Below are 21080 nucleotides of genomic sequence, written 5' to 3'. Positions count from 1 at the left end.
GCTCGTGTTCAGCTCCGCTGCCCGGACGGCCGGCGCAGCGTCGGGCGGGCAGCCGCGACCCGGGTGCGCAGGGCCGACCAGCGGGCCGACACCGCCCACAGCACCCGGACCGAGGAGCGGGGCAGGAACCGCGCCCGCAGCCGCGTCCCGGTGCTCACCGTGGCCCGCAGCCCCTCGATCACCCGACGCACGTCCTGCGCCGTCCCCGCCGCCGGGCGCGGGGCGGGCGCGTACAGCACCTGCTCCACCGCGTCCGCCACCCGGTGCACGGCGGCCCCGGTCGCCGGATCGAGATGGCCGAGCCGGACGATCCGGTCGGCGGCCTTGCGCGCGGTCAGCGACTCGTCCGGCGCGATGCCGTGGTCCCAGGCGCTGTCGGTCAGCTCCTGCCACGCCGCCAGGGTGTGCGCCGCCGAGCCCCCCGCCGTCCGGGCGTGCCCGCCCAGCCGGCGCCCGCGCAGCTGCTCCCGCCATAGCAGCGGCGACAGCGGAACCGCCAGGACCAGCAGCGCGCCCAGCCCGATCAGCGGCCACCACCACCAGCCGGCACCGCCGTCCTCGTGGTGCGTGACCGCGGCCGCGGACGGGCTGCCGCAGGCCTGGAGCCTGCGCAGCTCACCGGCGCAGCTCTCGCTCGGCGAGGCCGCCGCCGAGGGCGCCGAGGACGCGCCCTTGGACGGCAGCGCCTCCTCCGGCAGCGAGCTGCCGGGCGTGTCCGACTGGGTGTACGACGGCGTGGTGCCCCGGGTCGGGGTCGGCTCGAAGCGGGTCCAGCCCACGCCCTCGAAGTACAGCTCGGGCCACGCGTGCGCGTCCTTCTGGTTCACCGCGACCGTGCCGTCGGCCTGCGGGGTGCCGGGCGCGAAGCCCACCGCGACCCGGGCCGGGATGCCGAGGGTGCGGGCCATCGCGGCCATCGCGAAGGAGAAGTGGACGCAGAAGCCCTGCTTCTTCTTCAGGAAGTTCGCTATGGCGCCGGGACCGCGGCCCACCTCCACCGAGGTGTCGTACTGGAAGCCCCCGTTGACCGCGAACCAGTCCTGGAGCTTGACGGCTTCCTCGTAGTGACTGCTCGCGCCCGCCGTGATCTCCTGCGCGGTGCGGGCCACCACCTCGGGCACCGAGGACGGCACCTTGGTGTACTCGCGCCTCAGGGCGGCCGGCGGCTGCGGCGCGGCGGCGAGCTGCTGCGCCGTCGGCCGCACGTCCAGGCTGGTCACCTGGTAGGTCTCGCCGCGCGTGGTCTGGCCGCGGTCGCCGACGAGGGTCATCCCGACGGGCTCGTACCGCCACCGGCCGCTGACCTTCACCTTGCTCGGCGGGTAGGGCATCGGCAGCCAGTCCTGCGCGTACCAGTCCGCCGCCGTGACGGTCGTCGTCACCTTGCCGCGCTCGATGTCCGAGCCCAGGCCGATGGGTGTGGGCAGCTTGTCCGGCACGCCGACGATGTGCCGCCGCGCCGGCTTCCAGGTGGTGCCGTCGAAGTCGTCCAGGGAGACGATCCGCAGGTACAGGTCGGAGATGTCGTTCGAGTCCGTCCGCAGCGTCAGCACCTGGCGGTCGTCGTTCGTGTTCAGGTTGTCGCGCAGGGACACCAGCGGGTTGACCGCCGAGATCGTGCCCCCGTTGCCGCCTCCCACCCCCACGCCGGTGCCCGCGGCGTCCAGCAGGCCGCCGTTGATCGTGGGCAGGGCGAGCGGCACCACCAGGGCCACGCCGAGCGCGACCGCGCCGATCCGGCGTCCGGTGCGCACCGGCGCCACGGCGCCCTCCGGGCCGCCCGGGGTGCGCGGCGCGCCGCCGAAGACCCGGCCCCACTGGGCGAGCCGGTCCCGGCCCTCCGCGAGCAGCAGCATCAGATAGCCGGCCGCCGCCACCAGGAACCACAGCCAGTCCGCGCCGCCGCCGGACAGGCCCGCGGCCACCGAGTACAGCGCGAGCAGCGGCAGACCGGCCGGGGCCGCGCTGCGGAGGGTCACCGCGAGCGTGTCCACCAGCAGGCCGATCAGCAGCGCGCCGCCGATCAGCATCAGCTTGATGCCGTCGGTGACCGGTGCCGGTGTCGCGTACCGGCTGACGTCGTCCGCGCCCTGCTGGAGCAGGTCGGCGAAGTACCGGAAGGTGTCCGGGCCGGGGATCAGCCCGATGAGCGCGTGCCCCCGGGCGAAAACCAGGGTCAGCAGCATCAGGGTGACCAGCGCCTGCGCCGCCACCGTCAGCGTCCGGCCCAGCGGCACCCGCCGGGCCGCCGCACCCACCCCGGTCTGGATGGCCACCAGCGGCACCAGTTGCAGCAGCCAGGTCGGCTCGGTGACCAGCGGCAGCAACGCGCAGGACGCCATCAGGGTGGCCGCCGCCGCGCACAGTGCCAGTCGTGCCCGCCCGCTCATCCCCGCGCCTCCCCGGTCACGGCGGTCAGCCCGGAGCGCTCCCGGTCCGCCTGCCGCCACAGTTCGTCCGGCGAGGCCCCGCGCGGCACGCTCAGCGCCGTCCAGCCCGCCTCGCGCAGCACCCGCAGCCGCTCCTCGTGCCGGTCGCCCGGGCGGGGCACGTCGGTCGCCTCCCGGGTCCAGGTGTCGGGGTCCAGCACGAAGGCGACGGCGCCGCCGCTGCGCCGGCTCATCTTGGCGACCGTCGTGGCCTGCTCCTCGTCCAGGTCGCCGAGGAAGGCGATCAGCAGCCCCTCGTTGCCGCCGCGCAGCACGTCGTACGCACGGGACAGCCCGGTGCCGTCGGAGTGGTCGATCACCGCCAGGGTGTCCATCATCAGCCCGGCGGCGTCCGCGGTCTCCTGGCCGGTGCCCGCGAACCCGTCGGCGCCCTCGCCGGGCACCGCGCTGCCGCTGTCGGTCAGCAGCCGTACCGAGAAGCCGCGCTCCAGCATGTGCACCAGCACGGAGGCGGCACCGGAGACGGCCCACTCGAAGGCCGAGTCCGGGCCCGCGCCCTCGTAGGCGCCGCCGCGGGTGTCCAGGAGCACGGTGCACCGGGAGCGCCGGGGCTGCTCCTCGCGGCGCACCATCAGCTCGCCGTAGCGGGCGGTGGACCGCCAGTGCACCCGGCGCAGGTCGTCGCCGTAGCGGTAGCCGCGCGGGATGACGTCGTCCTCGCCGGCGAGGGCCGGCGAGCGCTGCCGTCCGTCGCCGTAGCCCTTGGCCTCGCCGCCGAAGCGGACCGGGGAGAGCGGCTCCACGCGCGGGATGACCGTCAGGGTGTCGTGCGTCGAGAAGGAGCGGGTCAGCTCGCACATGCCGAAGGGGTCGGTGAGTCTCAGCTGGAGGGGACCGAGCGGATAGCGGCCCCGCAGGTCGGAGCGGACCCGGTAGGACACCTCGCGGCGACCGCCCGGCTCGACCCGGTCCAGCACGAAGCGGGGCCGGGGCCCGAGGACGTACGGCACCCGGTCCTGGAGCATCAGCAGGCCGGTGGGCAGCCGGGAGACGTTGTCCATGCGCAGGTGCACCCGCGCCTCGCTGCCGGCGGGGACGCGCGCGGGGGCGAGGCGGCGGCTCGCGGCCACCCGGTAGCGCGTGCGGTACAGCACGGCCGCGCAGATCAGGGGCAGCACGGCGAGCAGCAGGCCGACCCGCAGCAGCTCGCTCAGGCCCAGCACGAACGAGCAGATCGCGGCGGCGATCCCGGCCGCGAGGAAGGAGCGGCCCCGGGTGGTGAGCCCCGCCAGGGCCGTACGGACGCCGCCCGCCTCCCCGCGGTCGGCCTCCGCCGGCCCGGCCCCCCAGGAGCTCATCACAGACTCCGCGGGGGCTGCTGGGGATAGGCCGGGACGGTACGGCCCAGACCGCCGAAGCCGTTCTGCGGGGCCGGGGCCTGGGCGGTGGGCACCGGGGTGTGCTGGAGGATCTCCAGCACCACCTGCTCGGCCGTGCGGCGGTTCAGCTGGGCCTGCGCGGTGGGCAGCAAACGGTGGGCGAGGACGGCGACGGCGAGCGCCTGGACGTCGTCCGGCAGCGCGTACTCCCGGCCGGCGAGGGCCGCGGACGCCTTGGCCGCGCGCAGCAGGTGCAGCGTCGCGCGCGGGGAGGCACCGAGTCTGAGGTCGGGGTGGGTACGGGTGGCGGCGACCAGTTCGACCGCGTAGCGCCGGACCGGCTCGGCGACGTGCACCCCGCGCACCGCCTCGATCAGCTTCACGATCTCGTGCGCGTGCGCCACCGGCTGGAGGTCCTCCAGCGGGCTGACCCCGCCGTGGACGTCGAGCATCTGGAGCTCGGCCTCCACGCTCGGGTAGCCGACGGAGACGCGGGCCATGAAGCGGTCGCGCTGGGCCTCGGGCAGCGGGTAGGTGCCCTCCATCTCGACCGGGTTCTGGGTGGCCACCACCATGAAGGGGCTGGGCAGTTCGTAGGTCTGCCCGTCGATGGTGACCTGCCGCTCCTCCATCGACTCCAGCAGCGCGGACTGGGTCTTGGGCGAGGCGCGGTTGATCTCGTCGCCGATCACGATCTGCGCGAAGATGGCGCCCGGTTTGAACTCGAAGTCGCGGCGCTGCTGGTCCCAGATGGACACGCCCGTGATGTCCGAGGGCAGCAGGTCCGGTGTGAACTGGATGCGCCGCACCGAGCAGTCGATGGACCGCGCCAGCGCCTTGGCGAGCATGGTCTTGCCCACCCCGGGGACGTCCTCGATCAGCAGGTGGCCCTCGGCGAGCAGCACGGTCAGCGCGAGTCGTACGACCTCGGGCTTGCCCTCGATCACGCCCTCCACCGAACCGCGCACCCGCTCCACCGTGGCGGTCAGATCATTGAGGTTCGCTCGATCGTCATAGGTCGTCACCCGGCCCTCCTCGGCCCGTTCTTTCCGGGCCGACGCTCTCGTGCGAAACCGGCCCACCCCGAAACACGGACACCACGCGGGAAAAGTTCCGCGTGACGTCACACCCCCGCATTCTTGCTGCCGTTACCGATTCGTGTCACTCGCCTGTGGACAACTGCCCGCACGATGCCGGTCTTACGACTTTTCGACCACATTTTCGATACGGGACGGCGGGCTGCGTACCGGGGCGGTGGGCCGGCACCCCGGATCAGGCCGGGTCGACCTCGCGCAGCAGACCGGTGCGCACGTCGAAGACGAAGCCGCGGACGTCGTCGGTGTGCAGCAGGAACGGCGAGGTGCGCACCCGCTGCATGGACTGGCGCACGTCCTGGTCCACGTCGCGGAAGGACTCCACCGCCCAGGACGGCCGCTGCCCGACCTCCATCTCCAGTTCGGTGCGGAAGTCCTCGGTGATGGCCTCCAGGCCGCAGCCGGTGTGGTGGATGAGCACGATGCTGCGGGTGCCGAGCTTGTGCTGGCTGATGGTCAGCGACCGGATGACGTCGTCGGTGACCACACCGCCCGCGTTGCGGATCGTGTGGCAGTCGCCGAGCTGGAGGCCGAGGGCCTTGTGCAGGTCGAGGCGGGCGTCCATGCACGCGACGACGGCGACGTGGAGAACGGGGCTGGCGTCCATACCGGGGTCCGTGAACGCTTCGGCGTACCGCCGGTTGGCCTCCACGAGGCGGTCGGTCACGGTGTCGCCGGCTGTTATGGCGCCTTCGGATCCAGTGGGCACTGCTGCGGAAGTCGTCATACCGACGACGTTACTGGTCACACGAGGTTCCGGCGTGCTGTGAGAGGGGGCGAGAATCGTCATCGTGGCGTGTTGTGAGCTAACCCACACGGAGGGCATACCCGACCGGGCGGATGAATCCGTTCGAATGACCGTCCCGGTCCGCGCGCGGTGCGCGACGCGCAGGCCGGTTGATTGACCGCGAGACAGGGTGGACTAAAGTGGCGCGAAGCGGGAGGCGTGGCTCTTCCTGCTGGTGAAACCCCCGGAGACCCCGGCATGCGCCCGGACCGTCTCCCCACGCGCGCGGCGCGTACGTACGGCTCGGCCTCCTCCCGCTCCCGGTCGGCTGACGCTTCCGGCGCCGGCAGGCCGCCCCATCACGAGCTGGCGGGGACCCGCGGCGGTGCGTATCCTGCGCCGGATCCTGAGAGGCCCCCTTGAGCCAGAGTCGACACGTCCCGGTGATGCTCCAGCGGTGCCTGGATCTGCTGGCGCCCGCCCTGGAGCGGCCGGGCGCGGTGGTCGTCGACTGCACCCTCGGCCTCGGCGGGCACAGCGAGGCACTGCTCGGCCGGTTCCCCGAGGCGCGGCTGATCGGCCTCGACCGGGACAAGGAGGCGCTGCGGCTGTCCGGTGAGCGGCTGGCTCCCTACGCGGACCGCGCCACCCTCGTGCACGCCGTGTACGACGAGCTGCCCGAGGTGCTGGACCGGCTCGGCATCGCGCGCGTGCAGGGCGTGCTGTTCGACCTCGGCGTCTCCTCCATGCAGCTGGACGAGGCCGGCCGCGGCTTCGCCTACGCGCAGGACGCGCCCCTGGACATGCGCATGGACCAGACGACCGGGATCAGCGCCGCCGAGGTCCTCAACACCTACCCGGCCGGCGAACTCGTGCGGATCCTGCGGGCGTACGGCGAGGAGAAGCAGGCCAAGCGGATCGTCGCCGCGATCGTCCGGGAGCGCGAGAAGGAGCCGTTCGGCAACAGCGCGCGGCTCGTGGAACTCATCCGGGACGCGCTGCCGCAGGCCGCCAAGCGCACCGGCGGCAATCCGGCAAAGCGGACCTTCCAGGCGCTGCGCATCGAGGTCAACGGCGAACTGTCGGTCCTGGAGCGGGCGATCCCGGCCGCCGTGAAGGCCCTGGACGTCGGCGGGCGCGTCGCCGTGCTGTCGTACCACTCGCTCGAAGACCGGCTCGTCAAGCAGGTGTTCGCGGCCGGGGCCGCCACCACCGCGCCGCCCGGGCTGCCCGTCGTGCCCGAGCGGTACCAGCCGCGGCTCAAGCTGCTCACCCGTGGTGCCGAACTTCCCACCGAGGAAGAGATCGCCGAGAACCGCCGGGCCGCACCGGCCAGACTGCGGGGTGCCGAACGCATCCGGGAGGACGTCGAGTGAGCGAGACGGGTCGGAAGGGTTCCCCCGCGCACCGGGGGAGCGGTGTCCCGCACGCACCGGGGGAGCAGTGAGCAGGAAACCCGAGCTGAAGGGGAGGGCCGCCCGGCTGGCCCGGCTCTTCCCGGCCGGCCGCGCCCAGGCGGCCCGCACCCCGTTCGTCCTGCTCGTCGTCCTGCTCCTCGGCGGCGGCCTCATCGGGCTGCTGGTGCTGAACTCCGCGCTCAGCGAAGGGTCGTTCGAACTCGCCGACCTGGAGAAGCGGACGAAGAACCTCACCGACGAGGAGCAGGCCCTCCAGCGGGACATCGACGCCTACTCGTCCCCGGACGCCTTGCAGCGCCGCGCCCGCGAACTCGGCATGGTCCCCGGCGGCGACCCGGCCTTCCTCGGCCCCGACGGCACCGTCAAGGGCGTCCCCGGCGTGGCCGCCCCCGAGCCCGCCGCCCTCATGGCCCCGGCCGGCCCCGGCCCCCTCACCCCGGCCGGCGCCCTCTCCACGGCCCCGCCCGTCGCCCCGGCCCCCACCGCGCCGCCCCAGCCCCCGGACGACCCGGCAGCCGCGCCCCCCGCGCCGCCCGCCACCCTCCAGCCCATCCCCACCCCGACCCCCGGCAGGTGACGGAAGTGTCCGACAGGGAACCGCCGCGCCGCCACGGGCCCGGGCCCGCGTACTCCGGCCCGCCGGCGCCGGGCGGACACCGCTCCCCGCGCCGGCCGCCGTCTGCCACCCGGCGCCGGCCGGCCCGGAACGCGTCGCGCTCCGCCGGCGGCGGCTCGTCCGGGTGTCAGGCGCGGCCGGTCCCGCGCGCATGGCGGCCATGTCAGGTCGTCCGGCGGCGAGCGGCCCGGACGCCGGCCCCGGCAGGTGCGATGACGCCGTTCGCGATCCCCCAGCCCATCCCCACCCCGACCCCCGGCAGGTGACGGAAGTGTCCGACAGGGAACCGCCGCGCCGCCGCGTGCCCGGACCCGGGCCCGCCAAGCCTCCCCGGCCGCGGGGTGCCGTCCGGCGCCAGCCCGGGCCCGGTGCCCGGCCGGTCCGCCGCTCCGGCGGGGCCCGGCCCCCGGTGTCGCGCCCCCTCCGGCTGGGCAGCCCCCGGCCCCGGCTGCGCCTGGTCAGCCTCGCCCTGACCCTGGTGCTGCTCGCCTTCGTGGTGCGGCTGCTCCAGGTCCAGGCCGTCGACGCGAGCTCCTACACGGCGCGGGCCGAGCAGAACCGGTACGTGGTGCACACGCTGGCCGCCGAGCGCGGCGAGATCACCGACCGCAACGGCGTCGCCCTCGCCGTCAGCGAGGACGCGTACGACATCACGGCCGACCCGACGATGTTCGGCCGCGCGCAGCTGAAGATCTCCGACGGCCCGGAGAAGGCCGCCGCGCTGCTCGCCCCGATCCTCGGCCAGGACCAGGCCGCGCTCGTGAGGAAACTGCGCCCCGCGAACAAGAACTCCCGCTACACCCGGCTCGCCGCCCGGCAGACCCCGCAGGTCTGGAAGCAGATCAAGGACCTGAAGACCGCGCTCACCACCAAGTCGGAGACGGACCACACCACCGTCAACGTGCTGGCCGGTGTCTTCGCGGACCCCAGCAGCCAGCGCGTGTACCCCAACGGCGACCTGGCCGCCGGGATACTGGGCTGGGTCAACGCCGACGGCCAGGGCGGCGGCGGCATCGAGCAGGAACTGGACAAGCAGCTGTCCGGGAAGGACGGCAAGGTCCGCTACGCCCAGGCCGGCGGGCGCCAGGTGCCGACGGCCGGGTCCACGGAGACCCCCGCCGTGCCCGGTTCCGACGTCGAGCTGACCATCGACCGCGACATCCAGTGGGCCGCGCAGGACGCGATCAGCGAGCAGGTGAGGAAGTCCAAGGCGGACCGGGGTTACGTCATCGTCCAGGACACCCGCACCGGCCAGATCCTCGCCATGGCCAACTCGCCGGGCTTCGACCCCAACGACCTGTCGAAGGCCGACGGCGACGCCATGGGCAATGCGGCCGTCCAGGACGCCTACGAGCCCGGCTCCACGGCGAAGGTGATGTCGATGGCGGCCGTGCTGGAGCGGAACGTCGCGACCCCGCTCACCCATGTCGTCGTACCCAACCGGCTGCACCGCGGCGACCGGCTCTTCCAGGACGACGTCGACCACGCCACCTGGAACCTGACCCTCAACGGCGTGCTCGCCAAGTCCAGCAACATCGGCACCATCCTGGCCACCGGCGAACTCGGCAAGACCCAGCCCGAGGCCAACAAGGTCCTCTACTCCTACCTGCGCAAGTTCGGCATCGGCAGCCCCACCGGCCTCGGCTTCCCCGGCGAGACCGCCGGCATCCTCGCGCCGCCGCAGAAGTGGTCCACCTCTCAGCAGTACACGATCCCTTTCGGCCAGGGCTTCTCCATCAACGCGATGCAGGCCGCCTCCGTGTACTCGACCATCGCCAACGGCGGTGTCCGCGTCCAGCCGACCCTGGTGCGCGGCACCAAGGGCGCCGACGGCAGCTTCGCCCCCGCGCCGAAGCCCGAGCAGACACGGGTCGTCAGCGAGAAGACCGCCAAGAGCCTCGCGCAGATGCTGGAGTCCGTCGTCGACGACGGGCAGGGCACCGGCATCAAGGCCCGCATCCCCGGGTACCGGGTCGCGGGAAAGACCGGCACGGCCAACCGCGTGGATCCGGTCACCGGCCGCTACCGCGGCTACACGTCGTCCTTCGCCGGCTTCGCCCCCGCCGACAACCCGCGGATCACCGTCTACTGCGCCATCCAGAACGCCACCTCGGGCAGCTACTTCGGCGGCCAGATCTGCGCCCCCATCTACAAGCAGGTGATGGAGTTCGCCCTGAAGACCCTCCAGGTCCCGCCGACCGGCGCGAAGGCCGCCAACCTGCCCGTCGACTACAAGCCCTGATCAGCACCTCGGAAACACCAGGAACCAGCTCGTGACAACGATCACCCCGGACCCCGGGAACCAAGGCGCCCACAGGCCCTCACTTCGCTCCGGAGCGGGTGCGCCCGGTACGCTCACCGCCGTGCCACACGCTGATCAGTCCCCCATCACCCAGAAGGGCCAACCCGTGACCTATCCGGGACTGCCCCGGCCGACGACGCTCCCCGCCACACCCCTCGCGGAGCTCGCCGGCCAGCTGGGTGTCACCGCGCCGGAAGCCGCCGCCGAGGTCACGGGGATCACCCACGACTCGCGCGCGGTCCGCCCCGGTGACCTGTACGCCGCCCTCCCGGGCGCCCGGCTGCACGGCGCCGACTTCGTCACCCAGGCCGCGAGCCTGGGCGCCGTCGCCGTGCTCACCGATCCCACGGGCGCCGAGCGCGCCGCCGCGTCCGGGCTGCCCGTCCTGGTGGTCGAGGACCCGCGCGGGCGGATGGGAGAGCTGGCGGCCACGATCTACCGCCACCCGGGCCGCGACCTGCTCCAGATCGGCATCACCGGCACCTCCGGCAAGACCACCACCGCCTACCTGGTGGAAGGCGGCCTGAAGACCGTCCGTTCGACCGGCCTCATCGGCACCGTCGAGATCCGCATCGGCGACGAGCGCATCAAGTCCGAGCGCACCACGCCCGAAGCCACCGACCTCCAGGCCCTGTTCGCCGTCATGCGCGAAGGGGGCGTCGAGGCGGTCGCCATGGAGGTCTCCAGCCACGCCCTGGTCCTCGGCCGGGTCGACGGCTGCGTCTTCGACATCGCCGTCTTCACCAACCTCAGCCCGGAACACATGGAGTTCCACTCCGACATGGAGGACTACTTCCGGGCCAAGGCACAGCTGTTCACGCCGGAACGCAGCAAACTCGCCGTGGTCAACGCCGACGACGAGTACGGCCGCCGGCTCGCGAAGGAGGCGACCGTGCCGGTCGTCACCTTCTCCGCCGAGGGCCACCCCGACGCCGACTGGCGCGCCCAGGACGTCCAGGTCGGTCCCATGGACTCGACGTTCACCGTCCTCGGTCCGAACGGCGAGCGCGTGCACGCCAAGTCACCGCTGCCGGGCCCCTTCAACGTGGCGAACACCCTCGCCGCCGTCGTCGCCCTCGCCGCGGCCGGCCTCGACCCGCAGACCGCCGCCGACGGCATCGCCGCCGTCCCGGGCGTCCCGGGCCGCCTGGAGCGCGTCGACGCCGGGCAGCCCTACCTGGCGGTGGTCGACTACGCCCACAAGACCGACGCCGTGGAGTCGGTGCTCAAGGCGCTGCGCAAGGTCACCAAGGGGCGGCTGCACGTCGTCCTCGGCTGCGGCGGCGACCGCGACCGGACCAAGCGCGCCCCGATGGGCGCCGCCGTGGCCCGGCTCGCCGACACGGCCGTACTGACCTCCGACAACCCCCGCTCCGAGGATCCCCTCGCGATCCTCGCGACCATGCTCCAGGGCGCGGCCTCCGTGCCCGCGCACGAGCGCGGCGAGGTCCTCCTCTTCGAGGACCGGGCCTCCGCCGTGGCCGCCGCCGTGGGCCGCGCCCAGGCCGGCGACACCGTGCTGGTCGCGGGCAAGGGCCATGAGCAGGGCCAGGACATCGCCGGCGTGGTCCGTCCCTTCGACGACCGCCAGGTGCTTCGCGAAGCTATCCAGAAGACCCAGGGATGAAAATCCAGAAGACCCAGGGGATGAACTTGTGATCGCCCTCTCCCTCGCCGAGATCGCAGCAGTCGTCGGCGGGCAGACGCACGACATACCGGATCCGTCCGTGCAGGTCACGGGACCGGTCGTCCGGGACTCCCGCGAGGTGGTGCCCGGCAGCCTGTTCGCCGCCTTCGTCGGCGAGCGCGTGGACGGCCACGACTACGCCCGGGCGGTGACCGAGGCCGGCGCGGTCGCCGTGCTGGCCTCCCGCCCGGTCGGCGTTCCCGCGATCGTCGTCGAGGACGTCCAGACGGCCCTCGGCGCCCTCGCCCGGCACGTCGTACGCCGGCTCGGCGCGACCCTCGTCGCCCTGACCGGCTCGGCGGGCAAGACCAGCACCAAGGACCTCATCGCCCAGGTGCTGCGGCGCAAGGCACCGACGGTGTTCACGCCCGGCTCGCTCAACAACGAGATCGGGCTGCCGCTGACCGCCCTGTCCGCCACCGAGGAGACACGGTTCCTCGTGCTGGAGATGGGCGCCCGGGGCATCGGGCACATCCGCTACCTCACCGGTCTCACCCCGCCGAGGATCGGCCTGGTGCTCAACGTCGGCACCGCCCACATCGGCGAGTTCGGCGGACGTGAGCAGATCGCCCAGGCCAAGGGCGAACTCGTGGAGGCCCTTCCCCCGGCGGAGGAGGGCGGCGTGGCGATCCTCAACGCCGACGACCCGCTGGTGCGGGCCATGGCCTCCCGTACCAAGGCGAAGGTGGTCCTTTTCGGAGAGTCGGCCGAAGCGGACGTACGGGCCGAGAACGTACGACTCACGGACAGCGGACAGCCCTCCTTCAGGCTTCACACACCCTCCGGTGCAAGTGATCTGACGATGCGCCTGTACGGTGAGCACCACGTGTCGAACGCGCTCGCCGCGGCCGCCGTCGCCCATGAGCTGGGCATGTCCGCGGAAGAGATCGCCACCGCGCTCTCCGAGGCGGGCTCCCTCTCCCGCTGGCGCATGGAGGTCACCGAGCGCCCGGACGGCGTGACCATCGTCAACGACGCCTACAACGCCAACCCCGAGTCCATGCGGGCCGCCCTCAGGGCGCTCGCGGCCATGGGCAAGGGGCGCCGCACGTGGGCGGTGCTCGGCAAGATGGCCGAGCTGGGGGACGAGGCGCTCGCCGAGCACGACGCCGTCGGACGGCTCGCCGTCCGGCTCAACGTCAGCAAGCTCGTCGCCGTCGGGGGGATTGAGGCCTCCTGGCTGCAATTGGGCGCATATAACGAGGGTTCGTGGGGTGAGGAGTCGGTGCACGTGTCCGACGCACAGGCGGCGATCGACCTGTTGCGCAGCGAGTTGCGCCCGGGGGACGTCGTGCTCGTGAAGGCGTCCCGTTCGGTGGGTCTGGAGAGCGTCGCCCAGGCGCTCGTCGAGACCGGTGCCGAGGGTGAGGTTGCCGCCCGATGATGAAGCAGATCCTGTTCTCAGGAGTCATTGGCCTCTTCCTGACGCTGGTCGGCACCCCGCTGCTGATCAAGCTCCTCGCCCGCAAGGGCTACGGCCAGTACATCCGTGACGACGGCCCGCGCGAGCACGCCAGCAAGCGCGGTACGCCGACCATGGGCGGTATCGCCTTCATCCTGGCGACGATCGCCGCGTACTTCCTGAGCAAGCTCATCACCGGTTACCCGCCCACCTACTCCGGGCTGCTGGTCCTCGGCCTGATGTTCGGCATGGGCCTGGTCGGCTTCCTCGACGACTACATCAAGATCGTCAAGCGGCGCTCGCTGGGCCTGCGCGCCAAGGCCAAGATGGCCGGCCAGCTGATCGTCGGCATCGCCTTCGCCGTGCTGTCGCTCCAGTTCTCCGACGCCCGCGGCAACACCCCGGCCTCCACCAAGCTGTCGTTCATCACCGACTTCGGCTGGTCCATCGGCCCGGTGCTGTTCGTCGTCTGGGCGCTGTTCATGATCCTCGCGATGTCGAACGGCGTGAACCTCACCGACGGTCTGGACGGTCTGGCCACCGGCGCCTCCGTGCTCGTCTTCGGCGCCTACACCTTCATCGGCGTCTGGCAGTTCCAGGAGTCCTGCGCCAACGCGGGCACCCTGACCAATCCCGGCGCCTGCTACGAGGTGCGCGACCCGCTCGACCTCGCGGTCGTCGCCTCCGCGCTGATGGGTGCCTGCCTCGGCTTCCTGTGGTGGAACACCTCGCCGGCGAAGATCTTCATGGGCGACACCGGCTCGCTCGCCCTCGGCGGTGTCCTCACCGGCCTGGCCATCCTCTCCCGCACGGAGCTGCTGGTGGCCATCATGGGCGGCCTGTTCGTCCTCATCACCATGTCGGTCGTCATCCAGGTCGGCTCCTTCCGGCTCACCGGCAAGCGCGTCTTCCGGATGGCACCGCTCCAGCACCACTTCGAACTCAAGGGCTGGTCCGAGGTCCTGGTGGTGGTCCGATTCTGGATCATCCAGGGCATCTGTGTGATCGTCGGACTGGGCCTCTTCTACGCGGGATGGGCAGCGGACAAGTGACCTCCTCGGTGCCTTCTGGGCCTTCCGACTTCCAGGGCAAGCACGTCACCGTCGCCGGGCTCGGCGTCTCCGGCGTCCCGGCGGCGAAAGTGCTGCACGCGCGCGGGGCGATCGTCACCGTCGTCAACGACGGCGACGACGCACGCGCGCGGGAACAGGCCGCGGAGCTGGAGGCGCTCGGCATCACCGTGCGCCTCGGCGACGGCGAGACCCTGCCGGAGGGCACCGAGCTGATCGTCACCGCGCCCGGCTGGAAGCCGGACAAGCCGCTGTTCCTCGCCGCCGGGAAGGCCGGTGTGCCGGTCTGGGGCGACGTGGAGCTGGCCTGGCGGCTGCGCGGCCCGGACGCGGCCCCCTGGCTGGCGGTGACGGGCACCAACGGCAAGACCACGACCGTCCAGATGCTCGCCTCCATCCTGAAGGCGGCGGGCCTGCGCACGGCCGCCGTGGGCAACATCGGCGTCTCCCTGCTGGACGCGGTCCTCGGCGAGGAGCACTACGACGTCCTCGCCGTGGAGCTGTCCAGCTACCAGCTCCACTGGGCTCCCTCCCTGCGGGCGCACTCCGCGGTGGTCCTCAACCTCGCGCCGGACCACCTGGACTGGCACGGCTCCATGGAGGCGTACGCGCGCGACAAGGGCCGCATCTACGAGGGCAACCAGATCGCCTGCGTCTACAACGTCGCCGACAAGGCCACCGAGGACCTCGTGCGCGAGGCCGACGTCGAAGAGGGCTGCCGTGCCGTCGGGTTCACGCTCGGCACGCCCGGCCCCTCCCAACTCGGCGTCGTGGACGGCATCCTGGTCGACCGGGCCTTCGTCGAGAACCGGCAGAAGAACGCGCAGGAGCTGGCCGAGGTCTCCGACGTCGACCCGCCCGCGCCGCACAACATCGCCAACGCCCTCGCCGCCGCCGCCCTCGCCCGCGCCTTCGGGGTGCCCGCGAGCGCCGTACGGGACGGTCTGCGGGCCTTCCGCCCGGACGCCCACCGCATCGCGCACGTCGCCGACATCGACGGGGTCGCGTACGTGGACGACTCCAAGGCGACCAATACCCACGCCGCGGAAGCGTCGTTGGCGTCATATGAACCGATCGTATGGATCGCGGGCGGTCTGGCGAAGGGCGCGACCTTCGACGAGCTGGTCGCCAGGTCGGCGAAGCGGCTTCGCGGTGCCGTCCTGATCGGTGCCGATCGTGCCCTGATCCGCGACGCCCTCGCGCGACACGCGCCGGAAGTACCCGTGGTCGACCTCGACCGGACCGACACTGGGGCGATGCTCCAGGCGGTGACGGAAGCGAAGCGGCTGGCTCAGCCCGGTGACACGGTGCTGCTGGCTCCGGCCTGTGCCTCCATGGACATGTTCACCAACTACAACCAGCGCGGTGACGCGTTCGCGGCGGCGGTCCGCGAACTCGGCGCCTGACCCCGGCCGCCTGCCGGGCGGATCTTGGGAGGGACGCGTGGGACGGTCGACGTTCAGCGGAGGCGCCGATGCCCAGTAGCCGTACCGGCCGGCCACCCGTGCAGCGGGCGTCCCGGCGCCCGCGCTCCGCCGTTCCCCGGCCCCCGCGCGAGAACCCCGTTCAACGGCTCTACACGCGCGCGCGCAGGGCCTGGGACCGGCCGCTGACCGCCTACTACCTGATCGTCGGCGGCAGTGTGCTGATCACGGTGCTGGGCCTGGTGATGGTCTACTCGGCCTCCCAGATCACCGCGCTCCAGCTGTCGCTCCCCGGGTCCTACTTCTTCCGCAAGCAGTTCCTCGCCGCGCTGATCGGCGGCGCACTGCTGTTCGCCGCCTCCCGCATGCCGGTGAAGCTGCACCGGGCGCTGGCCTACCCGATCCTCGCCGGCGCCGTCTTCCTGATGGCCCTGGTGCAGGTGCCCGGGATAGGGATGGCGGTCAACGGCAACCAGAACTGGATCTCCCTCGGCGGCTCCTTCCAGATCCAGCCCAGCGAGTTCGGCAAGCTCGCCCTGGTGCTGTGGGGCGCGGACCTGATCGCCCGCAAGCACGAGAGGAAGCTGCTGACCCAGTGGAAGCACATGCTGGTGCCGCTGGTCCCGGTCGCGTTCCTGCTGCTCGGGCTGATCATGCTCGGCGGCGACATGGGCACCGCGATCATCCTCACGGCGATCCTCTTCGGCCTGCTCTGGCTGGCGGGCGCCCCGACCCGGCTGTTCGCGGGTGTGCTGTCCGTCGCCGGCCTGATCGGTGTGACGCTCATCAAGACGAGCCCCAACCGGATGGCCCGCCTCGCCTGCATCGGTGCCACCGAGCCCAAGGCCGGGGTCGCCGACTGCTGGCAGGCCGTGCACGGCATCTACGCCCTGGCCTCCGGCGGACTCTTCGGCTCCGGACTCGGCGCGAGTGTGGAAAAATGGGGCCAACTCCCGGAAGCGCACACCGACTTCATCTTCGCCGTCACCGGTGAGGAGCTGGGCCTGGCGGGGACGCTGTCGGTGCTCGCCCTGTTCGCGGCTCTAGGCTATGCGGGTATCCGCGTGGCCGGACGCACGGAGGACCCCTTCGTGAGGTATGCCGCGGGAGGCGTGACCACCTGGATCACCGCCCAGGCGGTGATCAACATCGGTGCGGTGCTCGGTCTGCTGCCGATCGCCGGTGTCCCCCTCCCGCTGTTCTCCTACGGAGGGTCCGCCCTGCTGCCGACCATGTTCGCCATCGGGCTGCTGATCGCCTTCGCGCGCGACGAGCCCGCTGCGCGGGCAGCGCTTGCGATGCGGCAACCTCGCTTTGGTAGAAAGCGGGCGGGAGACCCAGGGCCCGTCAAAAGGCCGACCGGGGCTCCTCGGAGATGGAACACGATGCGACGGCGTGCCTCGGCGGCGCGTTCGTCCGGAGAGCGGTGAATTTCGGTGCATGTCGTACTCGCCGGTGGGGGGACCGCCGGCCACATCGAGCCCGCGCTCGCCCTCGCGGACGCCCTGCGCAGGCAGGACCCGACCGTGGGGATCACGGCCCTGGGCACGGAGCGCGGCCTGGAGACCCGGCTCGTCCCGGAGCGCGGCTACGAGCTGGCGCTGATCCCGGCGGTGCCGCTGCCGCGCAAGCCCACCCCCGAGCTGATCACCGTCCCGGGCCGGCTGCGCGGCACGATCAAGGCGGCCGAGCAGATCCTGGAGCGCACCAAGGCGGACTGCGTGGTCGGCTTCGGCGGCTATGTCGCCCTGCCCGGCTACCTGGCCGCCAAGCGCCTCGGTGTGCCCATCGTGATCCACGAGGCCAACGCCCGTCCGGGCCTGGCCAACAAGATCGGCTCGCGGTACGCGGCCCGGGTCGCCGTCTCCACCCCGGACAGCAAGCTGCGTGACGCCCGCTACATCGGCATCCCGCTGCGCCGCTCCATCGCCACGCTGGACCGCGCCGCCGTCCGCCCCGAGGCCCGCCACCGCTTCGGCCTCGACCCCAACCTGCCCACGCTGCTCGTCTCCGGCGGTTCGCAGGGCGCCCGGCGGCTGAACGAGGTGACCCAGACGGTCGCCCCGTGGCTCCAGCAGGCCGGCATCCAGATCCTGCACGCGGTCGGCCCGAAGAACGAACTGCCGCAGGTGCAGCAGATGCCGGGAATGCCCCCCTATATCCCGGTAAGTTACCTGGACCGGATGGACCTCGCGTACGCCGCGGCCGACATGATGCTCTGCCGCGCGGGCGCGATGACCGTCGCCGAACTCTCCGCCGTCGGACTCCCGGCCGCGTACGTCCCGCTGCCCATCGGCAACGGCGAACAGCGGCTCAACGCCCAGCCGGTGGTCAAGGCCGGCGGCGGACTCCTCGTCGACGACGCGGACCTGACCCCCGAGTGGGTGCAGCAGAACGTGCTGCCCGTGCTCGCCGACCCGCACCGGTTGTACGAGATGTCCCGCGCGGCGAGCGAGTTCGGCCGCCGGGACGCCGACGACCTGCTCGTCGGCATGGTGTACGAGGCGATCGCCTCACGCCGATAGGACCGTATGACGAAAGGGCAGTGAGCAGCGTGGCCGGACCCTCCACCGCCGAGCGCGGTGAACGCCAGCAGGAGTCGTCCGGCCCGCCGCCCGCCCGCGGGCCGGGCCGGCGGCGCCTTCGCGCGATCGCCGCCCTGGCCGCCCTCCTCGTGCTCCTCGGCGCCGGTTCCGTTTGGGTCTTGTACGGCTCGACGTGGCTGCGCGTCGAGCACGTCTCGGTGTCGGGCACGCGCGTGCTGACGCCGGCCGAGGTGCGCCGGGCGGCGGCCGTGCCTGTCGGGAAACCGATGATTTCCGCCGACATGGATGCCATCGAAGCCCGGCTTCGCCAGAAATTGCCCCGAATTGACACCGTAGAAGTGGTTCGTTCCTGGCCGCACGGAATCAGCCTGAAAGTGATCGAGCGCACTCCGGTTCTGCTGATCCGAAAGGGCGCGGACTTCGTCGAAGTCGACGACGACGGTGTCCGCTTCGCCACGGTCGCGCAGGCGCCGAACGGCGTTCCGATGCTGCGCTTGTCCGCGTCCCGGACGGGTCCGGGCGCCGCCAGCTTCCGGCGCTTCGGCACCGACCGGCTGGTGCGCGAGGCGGTCCGGGTCGCGGGGGACCTGCCGGCCGCCGTGGCGAAGGCCGCCCGGAACGTCCACGTGCGCACCTACGACGACATCACGCTGGAGCTGGCCGGCGGTCGCACCGTCGAGTGGGGCAGCGGCGAACAGGGCCGCGCCAAGGCACGGGCCCTCACGGCTCTCATGAAAGCATCTCCCAGCGCGCGGCACTTCGATGTCAGCGTTCCCACCGCCCCTGCGTCATCGGGTAGTTGACGCACATCCGCGCAGGCCAGCACCCTGGTTGGGCACCGCTACGGCTGATCACATAGGGTGAAAAGAAAAACGGGAGGTTCGGCGTGTTCGTTGAACGGGCGCCACTTGTCGACTTAGTGTCCTGTTCAGAAGACTCCAGGGAACAGACACACTGGTAACCCTAAACTTCAGGGTTAGGGTTCGGGTCGGCGTTACGGACCGTCCCATTCGGCATCCGTCGTCCCGGCGCGGGGCACCGCACGGCGGCGACAACGTAATTCGAGGCGAGAGGCCTTCGACGTGGCAGCACCGCAGAACTACCTCGCAGTCATCAAGGTCATCGGTGTCGGCGGCGGTGGTGTCAATGCCATCAACCGGATGATCGAGGTCGGTCTCAAGGGCGTCGAGTTCATCGCCATCAACACCGACGCACAGGCGCTGTTGATGAGCGACGCCGACGTCAAACTCGACGTCGGCCGCGAACTCACCCGCGGACTCGGCGCCGGAGCCAACCCGGCCGTCGGCCGCAAGGCCGCCGAGGACCACCGCGAGGAGATCGAGGAGGTCCTCAAGGGGGCCGACATGGTCTTCGTGACGGCCGGTGAAGGCGGCGGCACCGGCACCGGCGGCGCGCCCGTCGTGGCCAACATCGCGCGCTCGCTGGGCGCCCTCACCATCGGCGTGGTCACCCGCCCGTTCACCTTCGAGGGGCGGCGCCGCGCGAACCAGGCCGAGGACGGCATCGCCGAACTCCGCGAAGAGGTCGACACCCTCATCGTCATCCCGAACGACCGGCTGCTGTCCATCTCGGACCGCCAGGTCTCGGTCCTGGACGCCTTCAAGTCCGCCGACCAGGTCCTGCTCTCCGGTGTTCAGGGCATCACCGACCTCATCACCACCCCCGGCCTGATCAACCTCGACTTCGCCGACGTCAAGTCGGTCATGTCCGAGGCCGGTTCGGCCCTCATGGGCATCGGCTCGGCCCGCGGCGACGACCGCGCGGTGGCCGCGGCCGAGATGGCGATCTCCTCGCCGCTGCTGGAGGCGTCCATCGACGGCGCCCGCGGCGTGCTGCTCTCCATCTCCGGCGGCTCCGACCTCGGCCTGTTCGAGATCAACGAGGCCGCTCAACTGGTCAGCGAGGCCGCCCACCCCGAGGCCAACATCATCTTCGGCGCGGTCATCGACGACGCCCTCGGCGACGAGGTCCGGGTCACCGTGATCGCGGCCGGCTTCGACGGCGGCCAGCCGCCCGCCCGCCGGGACAACGTCCTCGGCACGGCCTCCGGACCGGCCCCCGCCCGCCGCGAGGAGCCCGCTCCGGCCCGGCCGAGCGAGCCGAGCCGTCCGTCCTTCGGCTCGCTGGGCAGCGTCAAGCCGAAGGAGGAGCCGGAGCCGGCTCCCGAGCCGGTGACCGAGATCCCGGTCGCCCCGCCGGTGCCGCCGGCGCCCCGGACCTACTCGGACAGCGCGGCCGAGGAGCTGGACGTCCCGGACTTCCTCAAGTGATAGGACAGCGCGAGAGCGTGAGCGGCGCGCACTTCGCCTTCACCGACCGGTGGGGCGGGGTGAGCGCCGCTCCGTATGAGGAGCTGAACCTCGGCGGCGCGGTCGGCGACGCGCCCGAGGCGGTACGGGGCAACCGGGAGCTGGCGGCCAAGTCGCTCGGCCTGGACCCCGGCCGGGTCGTCTGGATGAACCAGGTGCACGGCGCCGACGTCGTCGTGGTGGACGAGCCGTGGGGTGCGGGGAACCCGGTGCCGGAGGTCGACGCGATCGTCACCGCCCGGCGCGGGCTCGCCCTCGCCGTCCTCACCGCCGACTGCGTGCCGGTGCTGCTGGCCGACCCCGTCGCCGGGATCGTCGCGGCGGCCCACGCCGGCCGGCCCGGCATGGTCAAGGGGGTCGTCCCCGCCGCCGTGCGCGCCATGGTCGAACTCGGTGCCGAGGCGCGCCGGATCGTCGTCCGCAGCGGCCCGTCCGTGTGCGGCCGGTGCTACGAGGTGCCGGAGGCGATGCGCGCCGAGGTGGCCGCCGTCGAGCCGGCGGCGCACGCCGAGACGAGCTGGGGCACGCCGGCGCTCGATGTGAGCGCCGGGGTGCACGCGCAGCTCGACCGGCTCGGGGTGTGCGACCGGGCGCAGGCGCCGGTGTGCACGCTGGAGTCGGGCGACCACTTCTCGTACCGCCGCGACCGCACCACCGGGCGGCTCGCGGGCTATGTCTGGCTGGACTGATGGGGC

Annotated in this window: 16 protein-coding genes; 12 read left to right on the top strand and 4 right to left on the bottom strand. The window is 72.3% G+C overall.

Translation table 11 applies throughout. The features are described 5' to 3' along the window. Positions 1 to 8: 8 nt before the first annotated feature. The 4 genes from IE294_RS08630 to IE294_RS08615 all read right to left on the bottom strand — a co-directional run bounded on the left by IE294_RS08630 (position 9) and on the right by IE294_RS08615 (position 5590). On the bottom strand, positions 9 to 2390 hold the full coding sequence (locus IE294_RS08630; protein WP_189883986.1) for a transglutaminase TgpA family protein: 2382 nt from the start codon (positions 2388 to 2390) through the stop codon (positions 9 to 11). After that, on the bottom strand, positions 2387 to 3748 hold the full coding sequence (locus tag IE294_RS08625; RefSeq protein ID WP_189883984.1) for a DUF58 domain-containing protein: 1362 nt from the start codon (positions 3746 to 3748) through the stop codon (positions 2387 to 2389). Before IE294_RS08625 ends, IE294_RS08630 begins: the two co-directional genes overlap by 4 nt. Then, positions 3748 to 4794, bottom strand: coding sequence for an AAA family ATPase (locus IE294_RS08620; protein WP_189883982.1), 1047 nt, complete (start codon positions 4792 to 4794; stop codon positions 3748 to 3750). Before IE294_RS08620 ends, IE294_RS08625 begins: the two co-directional genes overlap by 1 nt. Positions 4795 to 5041: 247 nt before the next feature. After that, on the bottom strand, positions 5042 to 5590 hold the full coding sequence (locus IE294_RS08615) for a beta-class carbonic anhydrase (protein ID WP_189883980.1): 549 nt from the start codon (positions 5588 to 5590) through the stop codon (positions 5042 to 5044). Between the two features lie 419 nt (positions 5591 to 6009). Here IE294_RS08615 and rsmH point away from each other — a divergent pair, with 419 nt between their 5' ends. From rsmH to pgeF, 12 genes are all read left to right on the top strand, one after another. Continuing rightward, a complete protein-coding gene (gene rsmH, locus IE294_RS08610) occupies positions 6010 to 6966 on the top strand; it encodes a 16S rRNA (cytosine(1402)-N(4))-methyltransferase RsmH (RefSeq protein WP_189883978.1) in 957 nt (318 codons plus the stop codon). 67 nt (positions 6967 to 7033) lie between these two features. Continuing rightward, positions 7034 to 7585, top strand: a complete 552-nt coding sequence (gene ftsL / locus IE294_RS08605) for a cell division protein FtsL (protein ID WP_189883976.1) — start codon at positions 7034 to 7036, stop codon at positions 7583 to 7585. Between the two features lie 310 nt (positions 7586 to 7895). Next, complete coding sequence (locus IE294_RS08600) at positions 7896 to 9866, top strand: peptidoglycan D,D-transpeptidase FtsI family protein (RefSeq protein WP_306433384.1); 1971 nt, start codon at positions 7896 to 7898, stop codon at positions 9864 to 9866. Between the two features lie 31 nt (positions 9867 to 9897). Further along, positions 9898 to 11553 carry a UDP-N-acetylmuramoyl-L-alanyl-D-glutamate--2,6-diaminopimelate ligase gene (locus IE294_RS08595; protein WP_189883972.1) on the top strand — a complete coding sequence of 552 codons (1656 nt, stop codon included), beginning with the start codon at positions 9898 to 9900 and terminating at the stop codon, positions 11551 to 11553. 28 nt (positions 11554 to 11581) lie between these two features. Next, positions 11582 to 12997, top strand: a complete 1416-nt coding sequence (locus IE294_RS08590; RefSeq protein ID WP_189883970.1) for a UDP-N-acetylmuramoyl-tripeptide--D-alanyl-D-alanine ligase — start codon at positions 11582 to 11584, stop codon at positions 12995 to 12997. After that, on the top strand, positions 12997 to 14067 hold the full coding sequence (mraY, locus tag IE294_RS08585; RefSeq protein WP_030347870.1) for a phospho-N-acetylmuramoyl-pentapeptide-transferase: 1071 nt from the start codon (positions 12997 to 12999) through the stop codon (positions 14065 to 14067). The genes IE294_RS08590 and mraY overlap by 1 nt, the downstream gene beginning before the upstream one ends. Beyond that, on the top strand, positions 14049 to 15491 hold the full coding sequence (murD, locus tag IE294_RS08580) for a UDP-N-acetylmuramoyl-L-alanine--D-glutamate ligase (protein WP_189883968.1): 1443 nt from the start codon (positions 14049 to 14051) through the stop codon (positions 15489 to 15491). The genes mraY and murD overlap by 19 nt, the downstream gene beginning before the upstream one ends. 68 nt (positions 15492 to 15559) lie before the next feature. Beyond that, a complete protein-coding gene (ftsW, locus tag IE294_RS08575) occupies positions 15560 to 16939 on the top strand; it encodes a putative lipid II flippase FtsW (RefSeq protein ID WP_189883966.1) in 1380 nt (459 codons plus the stop codon). A gap of 6 nt (positions 16940 to 16945) precedes the next feature. Then, positions 16946 to 18034: an undecaprenyldiphospho-muramoylpentapeptide beta-N-acetylglucosaminyltransferase gene (murG, locus tag IE294_RS08570; protein WP_030347867.1), complete on the top strand. Its 1089-nt coding sequence runs from the start codon at positions 16946 to 16948 to the stop codon at positions 18032 to 18034. A 29-nt stretch (positions 18035 to 18063) separates the two neighbouring features. Beyond that, the gene (locus IE294_RS08565; RefSeq protein ID WP_189884108.1) at positions 18064 to 18858 is read left to right on the top strand and encodes a cell division protein FtsQ/DivIB; all 795 of its coding nucleotides are present in this window, start codon (positions 18064 to 18066) and stop codon (positions 18856 to 18858) included. A 279-nt stretch (positions 18859 to 19137) separates the two neighbouring features. Then, positions 19138 to 20346 carry a cell division protein FtsZ gene (gene ftsZ, locus IE294_RS08560; protein WP_189815644.1) on the top strand — a complete coding sequence of 403 codons (1209 nt, stop codon included), beginning with the start codon at positions 19138 to 19140 and terminating at the stop codon, positions 20344 to 20346. After that, entirely contained in the window at positions 20343 to 21074 is a 732-nt protein-coding gene (pgeF, locus tag IE294_RS08555; protein WP_189883964.1) for a peptidoglycan editing factor PgeF, read from the top strand. The genes ftsZ and pgeF overlap by 4 nt, the downstream gene beginning before the upstream one ends. The last annotated feature ends 6 nt before the right edge of the window (positions 21075 to 21080 follow it).

Source organism: Streptomyces canarius (assembly GCF_014650735.1).
In the GTDB taxonomy this organism is placed as follows: Bacteria; Actinomycetota; Actinomycetes; order Streptomycetales; family Streptomycetaceae; genus Streptomyces; species Streptomyces olivaceoviridis.
This window is presented reverse-complemented; position numbering and strand designations above follow the sequence as displayed.